The organism is Candidatus Dependentiae bacterium (genome assembly GCA_013821315.1).
Taxonomy (GTDB): Bacteria; Babelota; Babeliae; order Babelales; family Babelaceae; genus JACDHA01.
In genome coordinates, this window is the sequence record JACDHA010000009.1 from 22,323 (window position 1) to 35,916 (window position 13,594).

Annotated in this window: 14 protein-coding genes and 3 tRNA genes; 4 read left to right on the top strand and 13 right to left on the bottom strand. The window is 37.1% G+C overall.

All coding sequences use genetic code 11. The features are described 5' to 3' along the window. Positions 1–64: 64 nt before the first annotated feature. The 4 genes from H0X48_03095 to H0X48_03110 all read right to left on the bottom strand — a co-directional run bounded on the left by H0X48_03095 (position 65) and on the right by H0X48_03110 (position 1,144). Positions 65–721, bottom strand: a complete 657-nt coding sequence (locus H0X48_03095) for a hemerythrin domain-containing protein (GenBank protein ID MBA3954278.1) — start codon at positions 719–721, stop codon at positions 65–67. A gap of 165 nt (positions 722–886) precedes the next feature. Next, positions 887–963 (bottom strand) — tRNA-Asp (locus H0X48_03100). Between the two features lie 11 nt (positions 964–974). Continuing rightward, positions 975–1,050: transfer RNA gene (locus H0X48_03105), tRNA-Asn, on the bottom strand. Between the two features lie 18 nt (positions 1,051–1,068). Then, positions 1,069–1,144: transfer RNA gene (locus H0X48_03110), tRNA-Val, on the bottom strand. A gap of 152 nt (positions 1,145–1,296) precedes the next feature. Here H0X48_03110 and sppA point away from each other — a divergent pair. Then, positions 1,297–2,223 carry a signal peptide peptidase SppA gene (sppA, locus tag H0X48_03115; GenBank protein MBA3954279.1) on the top strand — a complete coding sequence of 309 codons (927 nt, stop codon included), beginning with the start codon at positions 1,297–1,299 and terminating at the stop codon, positions 2,221–2,223. Between the two features lie 47 nt (positions 2,224–2,270). Here sppA and mreC read toward each other — a convergent pair whose 3' ends face one another. The 6 genes from mreC to rsmG all read right to left on the bottom strand — a co-directional run bounded on the left by mreC (position 2,271) and on the right by rsmG (position 8,108). Beyond that, positions 2,271–3,296, bottom strand: a complete 1,026-nt coding sequence (mreC, locus tag H0X48_03120; GenBank protein MBA3954280.1) for a rod shape-determining protein MreC — start codon at positions 3,294–3,296, stop codon at positions 2,271–2,273. A gap of 62 nt (positions 3,297–3,358) precedes the next feature. Next, a complete protein-coding gene (locus H0X48_03125) occupies positions 3,359–4,174 on the bottom strand; it encodes a phosphatase PAP2 family protein (protein MBA3954281.1) in 816 nt (271 codons plus the stop codon). 79 nt (positions 4,175–4,253) lie between these two features. Continuing rightward, positions 4,254–5,699, bottom strand: a complete 1,446-nt coding sequence (gene gatA, locus H0X48_03130) for an Asp-tRNA(Asn)/Glu-tRNA(Gln) amidotransferase subunit GatA (protein ID MBA3954282.1) — start codon at positions 5,697–5,699, stop codon at positions 4,254–4,256. Between the two features lie 18 nt (positions 5,700–5,717). Then, entirely contained in the window at positions 5,718–6,005 is a 288-nt protein-coding gene (gene gatC, locus H0X48_03135; protein ID MBA3954283.1) for an Asp-tRNA(Asn)/Glu-tRNA(Gln) amidotransferase subunit GatC, read from the bottom strand. Next, positions 6,005–7,435: an MATE family efflux transporter gene (locus tag H0X48_03140; GenBank protein ID MBA3954284.1), complete on the bottom strand. Its 1,431-nt coding sequence runs from the start codon at positions 7,433–7,435 to the stop codon at positions 6,005–6,007. Before H0X48_03140 ends, gatC begins: the two co-directional genes overlap by 1 nt. Before the next feature lie 19 nt (positions 7,436–7,454). Then, positions 7,455–8,108 carry a 16S rRNA (guanine(527)-N(7))-methyltransferase RsmG gene (rsmG, locus tag H0X48_03145; GenBank protein ID MBA3954285.1) on the bottom strand — a complete coding sequence of 218 codons (654 nt, stop codon included), beginning with the start codon at positions 8,106–8,108 and terminating at the stop codon, positions 7,455–7,457. Between the two features lie 81 nt (positions 8,109–8,189). On the opposite strand from rsmG, the gene H0X48_03150 reads away from it, so the two are divergent. The 3 genes from H0X48_03150 (at position 8,190) to topA (ending at position 11,927) form a co-directional block, all read left to right on the top strand. Beyond that, positions 8,190–8,915 (top strand): hypothetical protein, encoded by a 726-nt coding sequence (locus H0X48_03150; protein MBA3954286.1) that lies wholly within the window; start codon positions 8,190–8,192, stop codon positions 8,913–8,915. Positions 8,916–9,003: 88 nt separating this feature from the next. Continuing rightward, a complete protein-coding gene (locus tag H0X48_03155; protein ID MBA3954287.1) occupies positions 9,004–9,624 on the top strand; it encodes an orotidine 5'-phosphate decarboxylase in 621 nt (206 codons plus the stop codon). 50 nt (positions 9,625–9,674) lie between these two features. Further along, positions 9,675–11,927 carry a type I DNA topoisomerase gene (gene topA / locus H0X48_03160; protein MBA3954288.1) on the top strand — a complete coding sequence of 751 codons (2,253 nt, stop codon included), beginning with the start codon at positions 9,675–9,677 and terminating at the stop codon, positions 11,925–11,927. A 68-nt stretch (positions 11,928–11,995) separates the two neighbouring features. On the opposite strand, the gene H0X48_03165 is transcribed toward topA, so the two are convergent. From H0X48_03165 to H0X48_03175, 3 genes are all read right to left on the bottom strand, one after another. Further along, positions 11,996–12,403: a hypothetical protein gene (locus tag H0X48_03165; GenBank protein MBA3954289.1), complete on the bottom strand. Its 408-nt coding sequence runs from the start codon at positions 12,401–12,403 to the stop codon at positions 11,996–11,998. A gap of 75 nt (positions 12,404–12,478) precedes the next feature. Further along, positions 12,479–12,988 (bottom strand): hypothetical protein, encoded by a 510-nt coding sequence (locus H0X48_03170; GenBank protein ID MBA3954290.1) that lies wholly within the window; start codon positions 12,986–12,988, stop codon positions 12,479–12,481. A 96-nt stretch (positions 12,989–13,084) separates the two neighbouring features. Further along, a complete protein-coding gene (locus H0X48_03175) occupies positions 13,085–13,594 on the bottom strand; it encodes a hypothetical protein (GenBank protein ID MBA3954291.1) in 510 nt (169 codons plus the stop codon).

Consider the following 13,594-nt stretch of genomic DNA (forward strand, 5'->3'; position numbering starts at 1 on the left):
CTATCTTAATTAATCTTGTTTTAGCTATTTTTTTATCTATTGAGTATTAAAACCATCTAATCAGTTATAAGGTGATTATTGGCAATTCATGTTCAGGTATTTGAAGCTGTATTTTTGGCCATATAACTGCGTATTTAGCTGGTTGGCACTCTTTAATATCAGATAAAAGCGCTCTCTTATCGCTAGCATTCATATGAGGAAACAATACTTGCAACATGTCGATTAAATCATCGGATGACATAACCGCGTATGTTTTTGCTTCTACTTTTTTCAATTCTTCATCTGAATACAAGCGGTGTAACTCTGGCAATATAATGGTTTCTTCTTCATGCAAATGAATCAGATTCTCTCCCACAAACTTCCTGTAACCAACGTAAAACTGATAACCAGCCTCTACTTTTTCTGATGCTAATACAAAAGAATTAACACGATCAAGCAATAACTGCAAATTATTAAGCGTCTCATCTAAAGTTCCATGATCTTCTTCAATATGCTCGTATAGTTGCGAGTTTTTCTGCTTAAGCAATACATGTAAACAATTATCTTCATACTCCGCATGCCCTTTGAGTAGCTCAATCGCTGCTTTAAATTGTTCTGTAACTTTTACCACCTCTTGGGCTATCTGAAAGTTGGTCTTTGCAATCAAACGTTCTAAATCATTAAGTACAAAGCTTAAATATTTATGTTCACGATAAAATTTATATCGTATAAAATTATGCATAGTTGTTTCCTACCGCTTAAAATGAAGCCTCTGGGTTTTCTTTATTTAATACAGGAGTTTCGCAAGATACGATGAAAAGTCTGATACGGAGTGCTATTAAATATGACAAAAGGGCATAAAAAAAGAGCCTAAAAATTAATTTAGACTCCTTTTCTCTTTGAAAACTGGCGGGGCTGACGAGACTCGAACTCGCGACCTTCCACGTGACAGGCGGACGCTCTAACCAACTGAGCTACAGCCCCCGACAAATTTCTGGCTCCTCGGACAGGACTCGAACCTGTGACCTAACGATTAACAGTCGTGTGCTCTACCAACTGAGCTACCGAGGAATTCGATATACATTTTAATGGTGGGCGGTGCTGGACTCGAACCAGCGACCCCCAGTTTGTAAGACTGATGCTCTACCAGCTGAGCTAACCGCCCGTGCTATTTTCATAACTAGCTAAATCTAGTGTATGACAAAATCTTACAAATGTCAAAAAAACTTTCTTAACTTGTCTAAAATTTTATACACTAGTTATGATGTACAAAAAGTATAGCATAGTTACACTAATACTCAACTTTTAAGGGACACAATGGCTAATTGGTTTGGCTCTTTGAGCAATATCTTTTTCTTTCTTTTATTTTTGCAAGTAGCACCAAGCTTATTTAAAGACTTGCACAAAAAATATTCAGGACTACTTGAGCCTAAAAGCAAAGTTGGCTTAATTCATATTAAAGATAACTTAACAAGTTCAGGAGCGTATACACGTAACTTAAGAAAGTGTTTTGAAGACAAAGATATTAAAGCAATACTTATAAAGATGGAATGCCCAGGAGGCTATGCCGGAACTGCTCAATCAGTATTTAACGAAATAAAAACGCTTAAAGCTCAATATCCTAAACCTATTATTACACTTGTAGAAAACATAGCTGCTTCAGGCGGCTACTATATTGCCAGCGCTACAGATTATATTATAGCTCCAGCAAGTGCTTTTATTGGTAGCATAGGAGCCTATGTAGCATTTCCTCAGGTAAAACAGTTTATCGAAAAGTATAATATTAAGTATGACATTATAAAATCTGGAGCTTATAAAGCCTCTGGTAGTCCCTTTTTAGATCTTACACCTGAGCAACGAAAACAATTGCAGTCATTAACTGATAGCTCCTACAATCAATTTACAAAAGACGTTCAGAATAGTCGTCCGGGTCTATCAAGCGATTCAAAATTATGGGCTGATGGTAAAATATTTACTGGAGATCAAGCGCTTTCATTAAAACTTATTGATGAACTGGGCTCATTTTCTAACGCTGTTAGCAAACTTAAAAAACTTGCCACTATAGAGAAAGAAATAGAATGGGTTAAACCAGCTAAAAGCAGCAACTTTATAACTAACTTGTTTTCTTCTGATAGTGATGATGATGAAACAGACCCCGAGTCCTCATCATCTTTACAAAGTATCGCAAATACTTTGTGTAAAACAGTAGAAGATCGTTACACTACACCACGTGTAAAGTATTAACAGCTCTAAAAAGCAAGAGCGTTACTTAACTAGTAGCGCTTTTGCTTTTACTCTTCTACTAGTTGCGTTTGAGAATTTTCTTTTAGCGTTTCTTTTTCTGACTCTTTATCATCTTGTATTGGTGCAATAAGAGAATCTTGGTTTTCCGTTGCCGTTTCTACAACATCCTCTGCTTTAACCTCTTGAATAGCATCAGTAGCTGAAGTGATCTCTTGAGGTTTAAGCAACTCTGGCACTTCTTGGGCACTATTCCATTCAGCACCCTTTTGAAGTACATAACAATAGGCTAACTCTTTGAAATTTATCAGCGGCTTAACACTTACTTTATAATTAAAGCCATCTATGCTATACGAGTCTATAGATCCTAAACCAAAACCACGAGGAAATATCAGCCCTTCACCACTAGAAACAATTAAATCATTGAGTTTTAGGCTCTCAAGATGATTTACAAAAGCAAGCTTAGAATGTTGCAAACTGTTTTCACCCTCATGAATACCTTGTACACGATTAGAAGTACAATAAGCAGCGATTTTGCATGAAGCATCTGTTATTAAAGTTACTTTACTATAATACGGGTAAACTTCACTTATGCGGCCTACCAAGCAGTTTTTATACACAACAGGATTATCGCGCATCACACCTTTACGTAGCCCAGCATCAAGTAAAAAAAAGTGATTTTTTTCATCAAAATTCTTAAGTATTACTTGTGCTAAAATACCATTATTAGAATTATAACGATTTAAAAAACTACGAACTTCTTGAGTATCATGAGCATAGTCACGATAAGCGTTCAGAGCTATAACCTGGGCTTTGAGGTCTTCTAACTGAATTTTGTAGTTTTGATGGTCAGCCTGCAGCTCTTTGTAACTACGCCAATGGGCAAGCCAATTATGCACAGGACGAGTAACGGTGGTTTGTATTTTAATTACTGGGTATAAAAGACGTGAGGAAAAAGACTCAAGAACACCTGAAGATCGATAATATACTTTAAAAAAGAGGCTACAAAAAAGGCCTCCAGTTACAAAGAGTATACTGCTCTGCTTTAAAAGTCGGAAAACTGAAATACGTGTCATTATACAAACTACCCATAAAAATATTACTTAGCACTACCTATGAGCTAGTATACAAATATTTGCTAAAATACGTAAGCGACTTGCAATGCAGGACGTACTGTTTGAGGACATGTTTCTACTGTTACTGCTAGATTGCAAGCTTGTGCTAATTTGCTGTCAACAAGCTTACTAGCAGCGACACCAAATATAACACCTAAAGCTGTGCCTGCAACAAGTTGTGATACATAATGACGATTACAAACAGTAAAATCGACTGCTAAAAACCCCGCTCCTACAGCCAAAGGAATACCCCATTGCGGTCCATATTGCAACCCAATAAGTGTAGTCATATAGGTTATCTCAAGCATATGGCCTGAAGGAAAGCCACCATGAGACCTTTGGTAACGAGGAAAATGCTCATTGCGTGGCCTTAAGCAGCAGTTCACCTTAAAAAGCTTTAACGCCCGTTTAGTAGCCCACGTAAAAGGTAACCCAAGCACAAAAATCTGTGCTGTAGTTTTAAGTTTAATGTCTTGGGCAAACAAGGCACACGCACCAAGCGTAATCATAGGAACAGCAATCACACCCACGTTAGCACCTGAATGGCACCACTGAGGTAACTGCTTAATATTTTTATGCTGCTTTTTATCGTAAAAACAATAATGTAATGGCTCATCCCATAAGCGCGTAATACCATACAAGGGTACACATGCTGCAGCAACCTTAAGCGAATCGGCTGAAAATAAATAACGCCCAAGCTCAAGAGAATCATACACAAGAGTAGAGCTAAAGCACTTAATTGACTCAACTAAATTTGTCTCTAGAGCCTTGAGCAAGTTAAAGCGCACAGAAAAAAGTAGAAAAAGAATGACTGTATACGCTCTTCTTTTTAAGATCACACTTCCCCCCTTATCTTAAAAAATACAGACAGTATTATAATAAAATAAAAAGGGGAATATAATCAAGAGTTATGAAAATTTACTTAAGAATAGGATGCAAAGTATGCCACTGAGTAGCCTGCTCATACGCATAAGCGGCTTTAAATATCTCAGCTTCAGACAAATCAGGTCCAATAAGTTGTAAGCCTATAGGAAGATTGTCGTGCGTCATACCGCACGGAATACTTAAAGCAGGAATACCCGCTAAATTTATTGAAGCAGTAAAGTAATCTTGCAGATCCATTTGCAGTTGATTATCATCAAAAGCACCAAACTTAAACGCTGGTGACGGTGATACGGGTGACAATAACAGATCGACATCTTTAAATGCTTGATTAAATTCTTCACGAATAAAGCCTTGCACCGTACGAGCATTAGCATAGTAGGCATCTGCATGACCAGCTGAAAGCACATAGTTTCCTACTAAAATACGAGAAGTAACTTCAAAGCCAAAACCTTCTTGACGTGTACGAGCATACATATCAGCCACCGTTTGAGCATCTTTATTACGGTAACCGTAACGTACACCATCAAAACGAGCTAAGTTAGAAGCAGCTTCTGCACGACTTATAATAAAATAAGCTGCTGCGCCATAATCCATCATAGGTAACTTTACTCTTTTTATAGTAGCGCCTAAACGCTCAAATTGCTTTATAGCTTCATTAAGAGCAGCATATACCTCAGGATTAAATCCTTCAGCTTCTAAAGCATTTTCGATGATGCCTAATGTAAAACCTGGCTTTAAGGTACCCGTTAACCCGTGAGTATAATCTTGAGCAGCAATAGGACGACTGGTAGAATCTTGTGCATCATGACCAGCTAATGTTGAAAGCACTAACGCATTATCATAGGTTGTACGTGTTGCTATACCTATCTGATCAAGTGATGACGCATAAGCAATAAGCCCATAACGAGAGATAAGCCCATATGTTGGTTTCAGACCCACAATACCACAAAGTGCTGCTGGTTGTCTTACTGAGCCACCTGTTTCAGAGCCAAGCGCCCAAGGCACAAAACCAGCTGCAACTGCAGCTATAGAGCCGCCACTTGAGCCACCCGGCACCAGATCGGTGTTCCAGGGATTTCTTGTTTTTTGGTACGCTGAAGTTTCTGTTGAACTTCCCATAGCAAACTCGTCCATATTAGCGCGACCAACACATAAAGCTCCAGCAGCTTTTAAACGTACTATTGCCGTTGCATCATACGGAGCTACGTAATTTTGTAATATTTTTGAAGCACAAGATACCGTGCGATTTTTTTGGCAAATATTATCTTTAATAAGCCCTGGAATACCTGCAAGTGGCCCTTGAGCAGAGCTGGCAGCTGTAATAGAATCTGTATCAAATACCTCTAAAGCAGAACCAATGCGTTCGTCGAATTGTGCAAAACGCTTAAGAGAGTGCTCAAGTACTTCAGAGATAGAAAGCTCACGGCGAGCTACTTTTTCTTGTAACGTCTTTATTGAACTAAAGGCAAGTTCACTCATTATTATCCTTAAGTATATTTAACTATTTTTCAAAATCATAGGAACAACATAGTAATCTTCTTCACGCTCAGGCGCTAGTGAAAGCAATAACTCTGGATCTGTTTTTACCATACGATCTTCACGCACAACGTTTGTGCTTTGAACCGTTGTATACACTTTTTTTCCTTGAGCTACTTCAATAAGACATGACGCGTAAGAGAGAACTGCATCTAATTTTGCAGTAAGCTTTTCTATGTCATGTTCGTCTATAGCTACTTGTGACATGTGCGCTAATTTTAATACTTCTTCTTTAGTAATTTTTACCATTAAGATCCTTCAATTGATTGTTTTTTCCACGCTCCAGACTTAAAGCGATATACATACAATAAACTCATAAGAGCATTCGCAACATACAGTGAACCATAAATACTTATAAACTGCAGGTAAGAACTGTTAAAGTGTAAAAACGATACTACCCAAGAGGCAGGAATAAAGCTGCCACATACAACAAGTCGTACCCACATCACCGTCTTAACATCTCCTGCACCACGCAATGCGGCTGATAAGATTAATTGTAACAGATCAAAAAAGACCAGTATACTTACAAGCGGCAGTAGTTTAACTACAAAAGGTGTAAGCACATTCTGCTTACCCATTACATATAAAATTTTTCCAGAACTTACATAAAATATAAAAAATAAACCAAATACCATACTGCAAGAAAGCAAAAGCGTTTTTTTGATAGTATTTTTTATACTATGCCAACGCTGCAGCAAGTAATCGTTACTGACTAAAAATGTAACCACTTGAGCAAGCGCTATAGCAGGCAAAATAGAAAATCGTTCAATATCTTTTATAGCTACAAAACTTTCAAGCACGGTTGCACCACCCACACAGCTGTTAGCTTTAGCAACGCCTGCCATTAATTTAGTAAGCCATATCTGAGAAGCTGCTAAACTTGCTTTATCTATTACTACAGGCCAGCTCATATGCACCAGATCACGCACATTATGCCAACGCACTCGCGTAAATAACTTAATAGCATATTTACTATGCTCTTTTTCAATAAAAACATAGACAAAAGCGCCTATAAACATAACCAAATATTGTATTACAGATGCTAAAGCAGAGCCCTGAAATTCAAGAGCAGCAAAACCAAATTTACCAAAAACAAGTGCGTAATCAAAAAAGATAAAAACTACTGCGCCAATAACAGAAAAAATCATGGGTACTTTAGTATTTTTAATGCCACGCAAAAAGCCAATAAGGGCAAAATAAACAAAATGAAAAAATACTCCTACTGCCCTTAATCGTAAAAAGGGCACTCCAAGCTCAATCATCTCCTGAGGAACGTCGTAAAAGCCATATATTATGTAGGCGCCACCATACAGCAACGATGCTATACACCCACCAATAACACATGTTGCCCAAAACGAATCGGTCACTGCTCTACCAACATGCTTATACTTATGCACACCGTTATACTGACCACACACTACTACCATACCAACTGAAAGCCCTTCAGCTATTTTGGTAATAAAATGAAATAGCGTATTAGTTACCCCAAGAGTAGTATAGGTTGAAGCAACATTAAGCTGCGCTATAAAATAAATATCAAGTAAATTAAGAACCGAGTACAGTATAAGTGACGTTATAAACTCAGGGTAAAAATACCTTAAAATTGCGCTATAACTTTCCCCTGACACATTACTTGCAGAAGATGCTTCAGGTGTAGGTACGTGAGCAGTATTTTTCATCCTTTTTCCCTTGCGTTTATCACTCTTGTACTACTGGGTTCTCTAAAAATATTAAACGGCGTGATTTATGGCTCATTTTATACTGTTCTTCTTTAGTGATAAAGCTTTGCACGTAGGCGTCTGGCGTCCATTCTTTTGAGGCCCAATAGACAAGTGTAGCGTTTTTATACGGCGACGCTGGTTTAAACATACGCAACAGCTCTTCTGGCTGCAAAGAAGCACGAGCAGAAAACAGCTCTACAGGATACTCTGTCTTTCTTAAAAAAGTACGCCAATCAAGCTCAGAAATTTCTACATCAGTGAGACCTAAGAGAGCTACAACTTCTTTTAAAAATGCTCTTTTTTTAAAATTAACTTCTATAAGAACTACCTGCAAATGAGGATACTTAATTTTTAAAGGAAGACCAGGAAATCCGCCACCGGTTCCTACATCAGCAACGCAACTGAGCTTAGTGCAATCTACAAATTGACCCAACATAAGCGAGTCTTCAAAATGGTATTTTAGCACAGACATAAAATCGGTTATAGCCGTTAGATTATGTATATCATTGGTTTCTTTAAGCAAAGTATAGTACTGTTGAAATTGCTCAAGTTGCCTGTCAGTTAAGTTTGTACGCTCTTTAAATGCTTGCCATAATGATGGTGATTCAAGTTCTAAATTTTTTTTTGTCATAATAATCGTAGACTTTTTTTAGTTTTGTTTGTTAAAGTTAAAGAGATCCTAGTTACTAGAGCCTGGCGTAAAGGAAAAAATATGAAAAAAACGGTACTCTTTCTAATGAGCTTGCTCTTTTTACATTTTACAGCAACTCTTAAAAGCCAGATAGCTCCTTATAGTATAACGTTTTTCATACGACCTTTACCAGCAACACTTCAAACAACTGCTCAAGCACGTATAGAAAAAATGGTTGCTAAACCAGGCAAATTAGCAAAAAAGAGACTTACACGCGAATTTAATCCCAAAAGTTTATACTCAGGAATCTATGTAACTCACTTAGGGCAGCTTGCTCGCTCTTCTGTGCATGGACAAGTGACTTTACCGCGCAAAAGCGCTGATACCACCCTGTATATGTTAGTAACAGAAGATATAAAACCGTTACTGGTAAACCCTTCTCACAAAACGACACTATCCAGCTTTTTAATTGACCCTAAAGTGCGTTCTAGTTATTACTTGTATCAACTTACTCAAAGCCCTGAGACAGGATTGCTTACGTGGTATGTAAGTGAACAACAGGTGCCTAAAGACAAGATACCTGCTGATGCTTTTATTGTATTTGCTGATCCTCAAAGTATACTTATACCATTAGGGCCTACCGTAACAGCAAACAATGACAATTTGGTGTTGCCTGATATATATGTAATTAATACGGCAGATACAGCACTAAACGCTTTACGCTTTCTTAAACTACGAAATTTTTTTCACCCTGTTACATTTAAGTATAATTATCTACCTCAAGGCTATCAGGAACGAGTGCTTTAGTAGTTGAGTATAAACCATTTTTCCAATTGAAAAAAATAGTGGTATACTATAAGGAACCTTGTGTTAGACTTAATAAGGAATATCATAAATGAAATTACAGATTGCTTTTGATCTAACTGATCTTGATCAGGCCATAGCTATAGCTGAAGCTGTAGAAAACTCCGCTGACATTATAGAAGTTGGATCATTGCTTATTTATAAGCATGGTGTTCTTGCTGTACAAAAATTCAAAGAGCGCTTTCCTCAAAAAATTATTTTAGCTGATACTAAGATAGTCGATAGAAGCAAAGATGCTGTTACCCTATTTGCTCAATCAGGTGCTGATTGGATTACCGTTATGGCTGGAGCAAACAAAAACGTTATTCACGCTGCATGTACCATAGCACATGAATTAGGTAAAAAAGTTATGCTTGATCTGCTTGATGCAAGTTCACTCGGACAATCAGCTCTTGAAGCTAAAAGCCTCGGTGCTGACGCTTTAGTTTTTCATAAACCTATTGATGATGATCCACTGGTATTTTTAGATAGATGGGATATGGTTAAAGGTAATACACAGTTACCCGTATTTATTTCTACTGCATTATCACGTGAAACGTTAAGCGAAATACTTTCTATTAACCCAGCAGGCCTTGTACTAGGACAAACTATAACTCAATCGCAAGATCCACAACAAGAAGCTGCCTATTTTGCTCATGCGTTACATGGTTAAAGATTATTAATTTATTATACTATTAGAACTGCTTAAAGATTATATTATTTATGAAAAAGTTATTGATTGTTGAATCGCCAGCAAAAATTAAAACTATAGCCAAGTTTTTAGGCAAAGAGTTTAAAATTATGTCCACATTAGGGCATATTAAAGACCTGCCTAAAAAAGAACTTGGTATTACTATGGATAGCACCATTGGTATCAACTACGTTGTCCTTGAAGGCAAAGAGAAAACAATAGCTGATATTCGCAAAGAAGCGCAAACTGCTGACGAAATATTTTTAGCACCTGATCCTGATCGTGAAGGTGAAATTATAGCATGGCATGTTGAGCAAGAAATACTGGGCCTTATAAAAAAGAAAGCCATTATTCATAGAATAGCTTTCAACGAGATTACCAAGCCTGCTATTGAACTAGCTTTAGCTAATCCTTCAACTATCGATTTAGATAAAGTAGCAGCTCAACAAGCTCGTCGTGTGCTTGATAGACTTGTAGGCTACGAAGTATCCCCTGTCTTATGGCGCAAGATAGCTAAAGGCTTGTCAGCCGGTCGTGTACAATCAGTCACCTTACGCTTAATATGCGATAGAGAAACAGCCGTTATTGGTTTTAAAGCAGAAGAATATTGGAGTATTGATGCTGACTTTTTAACCGATGCTAAAAATAGCTTTAGTGCACCACTTACTCAAGTTAACAAGAAAAAAGTAGCTATTACCAACGAAGAACAGGCACAAGAGCTTGTAAAGGCTATCCAAAAACAGCAGTTTACTGTTGAGTCGATTAAAGATGCTAAACGTCTTAAAAATCCTAATCCACCCTTTATGACCAGTACTTTGCAACAAAGCGCCTATAATCAACTAGGTTTTGCTGTGCAAAAAACTATGCAGCTTGCTCAAAATTTATACGAAGGTATACCGCTTGAAGACACTTCTACACCACAAGCGTTAATTACGTACATGCGTACTGATTCTTTACGTATTTCTGATGTAGCATTAAAGCAAACACGTGAATTTATTGTAGATGAGTATGGCAAAGACTATTTACCAGGGCAAGCACAGCTTTATGCTAAAGGTAAAGCCCAAGATGCCCATGAAGCTATTAGACCTATTGATATAACTATTACCCCAAGCTATGTAAAACGGTATGCGTCAGCAGATCTTGCTAAGCTGTATGAGCTTATTTGGAAGCGCTTTGTAGCTTGCCAAATTAAACCAGCACAATATGCTCAACGCAACGTCGTTATTCAAGGGGGTATTTATACTTTTAAAGTTACAGGCTCTACGCTTATATTTGATGGCTTTTTAAAAGTATACAATCAAGAAGAAGATGAAAAAGAGGACAAAGTACTACTGCCAAAAGAACTTGAAGCTCTTATGCCATTAGTACTTGATAAAACCACTCCTAAACAGCACTTTACTCAACCACCACCACGCTACACTGAAGCGTCTTTGGTTAAAGAGCTTGAAAAAGAGGGCATAGGACGACCAAGTACCTATGCAACTATTTTAAAAACTATTCAAGCACGGTCTTATACTACGCTTGATCCAAAAAAACGCTTTGTTCCCACTGAGCTTGGTATGATAGTAACTAAAATGCTTACTGAAAATCTACCTAAAATCATGGATCTTACGTTTACCGCTACTATGGAAGAAGATCTTGATAAAGTAGCAAGCGGTACTTTAAAACGTGACGTACTTCTTAAAAGCTTTTACCAAGATTTTGAGAAAGATTTAGAATTATTTCGAGGCGAACAAGTAAAGAAAGCTATTGAAAAAACTGAGCTACAATGCCCAAAATGTTCTGTAGGTAACTTAATAATCAGATTTGGAAAAACAGGCCCCTTTATTGGTTGCGCCAATTTCCCAAGCTGCAACTTTACCAGTAATTTTGAACGTCTTGAAGACGGGAGCGTTAAACTTGTTACGCCTGAAGCTCCACAACTACTTGAAGAAACATGCCCCACCTGCACTAAGCCATTACGCCAAGTACAAGGCAAGTTCGGTTCCTTTAGCGCATGCTCTGGATACCCAGAATGTACGTATATAAAACCCATTATTGCTGGCTTTAAATGTACACAATGCCAAAAAGGTGACATGATACAGCGTATGTGGAAAAAGAATAAGTTCTGGGGCTGCAGTGAATATCCTAAATGTACTTCTTCTATTCCTGGTGAAATTGAAGAGACACCATGCTCACGCTGCGAATTACCGTATTTATTGCGTCGTGTAGACAAAGCTGGTAATGTTACCCTTATTTGTAACAATAAAACCTGTGGCTTTAAAAAAGAAAAAGAACAAGAATAGATATAGAGCTATTATAAAAAAAGAGCCTCTTAGATTAATCTAAGAGGCTCTTTTTTTATAACTTTAAGTTATTTTATAGCAAATTTAGCATGCATCTCTGTTACAAATTCAGGCTTAAGAAAGCATAAAGCTCCATAAATAGCCAGGTGAACAGATCCTAAAGCACTTAGCAAAACGCGACCACCCTCTGATGGAGTAATGCCAAGATTGATAGTATCTTTAAAACCCTGAAGCAAATCAACATGAAGAGTAAGATTTCTTGTTTTCCAATTATCAAATGCGCAAGGCAATTGATGTTTGTTTCCATAGGCATAAATGCCACATAACACACTTCCCGCAAGAGCTTGCAAGCCTTTTTTTCTTAATTCAGCTTTTGCAGACTCAGGAAGTTCTTTGGACTTTATATCTTCTGCATGCATAAGCGGCTGAGCACCAAGCGCTAAAGCTAGTAAACTGTAAGAAAGTAATTTCTTCATAAATATATTCCTCTATTAGTTATTATTATATTTATAAGTATACTCTAATTGCAGCTAACAGTAAAAAGCCTGTTATTATGCTTGTTTTTTTGCATCGTGCTTATGCTTTTTGATCAAGTGATTATACTTGTCTTTTAAGCTAAGAAGCATTTTGTCAACTAAAGCTGTCTTAAACAAACCTAAACTCGCCAAACCTAAAAATACAGCGCTGGTAGCAGCAGTTTGATAACTTGCCTTAAAAGATTTTATTTCAGAGTGGCCTTTTGTAAGCGTACCATCATAATTTTGTGTAAATAGGTCGCCACCAGCTATATATTCATTATGTTGCACATTGCTCAGGTAGGTTGTATAGCTCAAACAAAAACAAATACAAGACATGGCTGCACATCCAGCAGCAAGCCTCTTGATTTTATGATAACGTTCTTCTTTTTCAATTTGAACTTGTTTTTGTTGCTGTTCAAAATCAGCCTTTACTTCAATTTCTATAGCCTTAATACGCTCTGGTGAAGTTATATCAGTTGCATGCATAAGCGGCTGAGTTGCAAGTGCTAAAGCTAGTAAACGGTAACTGCGTATTTTATTCATAAACATATTCCTCTAGTAATTATTATTATTATATTTATAAGTGTACTCTAACTTCAACTAACAGTAAAAAGGCGGTTATTAAATAATTATATTTTTTTAAGCTTTATGTCTTCTTAAATATTTGTCGCTATAGTGTTTAGCTTTATCTTTGAAATACAGATACGATGTATCAACCTGTTCAGTTTTATAAAAAAATACCGTTGCTAAAGCATACAAAAGAGCACTTGTAGCAGCATACTTATAACTTACAGCTGAAGATCTGTATTCTTTGCTAATGAACAAACGTGCACCATGTTGATCTACTAAAGGAAATCCATCGGCGTCTTTTCGCTGCTTTTTAGCTATGTATATAACTTTATTATACGATATAAAGCTTGCAACGCTTGTTGTAAGGCCAGCTATTACAGAGCAAGCAGCTAATAACTTTATTTTTCTATATCGTTCTTCTTGAGCAAGCTCAGCTGCATCTTGCTCTTCTTCTGGGTCGGCTAAGTTAAGAGCTGGTTCAGTTTCTGCAAGCTCTTGAACGGCTACCTGTTCTTGACTTAGTGTATACTGATTTCCTAGAATAGAACTCATCAAAATATATAAAATCGTTTTTTTCAT

Bases quoted from the DNA above. Each gene is read 5' to 3' on its own strand.
- H0X48_03095 (MBA3954278.1), bottom strand. From the start codon at position 721: ATGCATAATTTTATACGATATAAATTTTATCGTGAACATAAATATTTA.
- rsmG (MBA3954285.1), bottom strand. From the start codon at position 8,108: ATGACAAAAAAAAATTTAGAACTTGAATCACCATCATTATGGCAAGCA.
- H0X48_03150 (MBA3954286.1), top strand. From the start codon at position 8,190: ATGAAAAAAACGGTACTCTTTCTAATGAGCTTGCTCTTTTTACATTTT.
- gatA (MBA3954282.1), bottom strand. From the start codon at position 5,699: ATGAGTGAACTTGCCTTTAGTTCAATAAAGACGTTACAAGAAAAAGTA.
- H0X48_03165 (MBA3954289.1), bottom strand. From the start codon at position 12,403: ATGAAGAAATTACTTTCTTACAGTTTACTAGCTTTAGCGCTTGGTGCT.
- topA (MBA3954288.1), top strand. From the start codon at position 9,675: ATGAAAAAGTTATTGATTGTTGAATCGCCAGCAAAAATTAAAACTATA.
- H0X48_03170 (MBA3954290.1), bottom strand. From the start codon at position 12,988: ATGAATAAAATACGCAGTTACCGTTTACTAGCTTTAGCACTTGCAACT.
- gatC (MBA3954283.1), bottom strand. From the start codon at position 6,005: ATGGTAAAAATTACTAAAGAAGAAGTATTAAAATTAGCGCACATGTCA.
- mreC (MBA3954280.1), bottom strand. From the start codon at position 3,296: ATGACACGTATTTCAGTTTTCCGACTTTTAAAGCAGAGCAGTATACTC.
- sppA (MBA3954279.1), top strand. From the start codon at position 1,297: ATGGCTAATTGGTTTGGCTCTTTGAGCAATATCTTTTTCTTTCTTTTA.
- H0X48_03140 (MBA3954284.1), bottom strand. From the start codon at position 7,435: ATGAAAAATACTGCTCACGTACCTACACCTGAAGCATCTTCTGCAAGT.
- H0X48_03155 (MBA3954287.1), top strand. From the start codon at position 9,004: ATGAAATTACAGATTGCTTTTGATCTAACTGATCTTGATCAGGCCATA.
- H0X48_03175 (MBA3954291.1), bottom strand. From the start codon at position 13,594: ATGAAAAAAACGATTTTATATATTTTGATGAGTTCTATTCTAGGAAAT.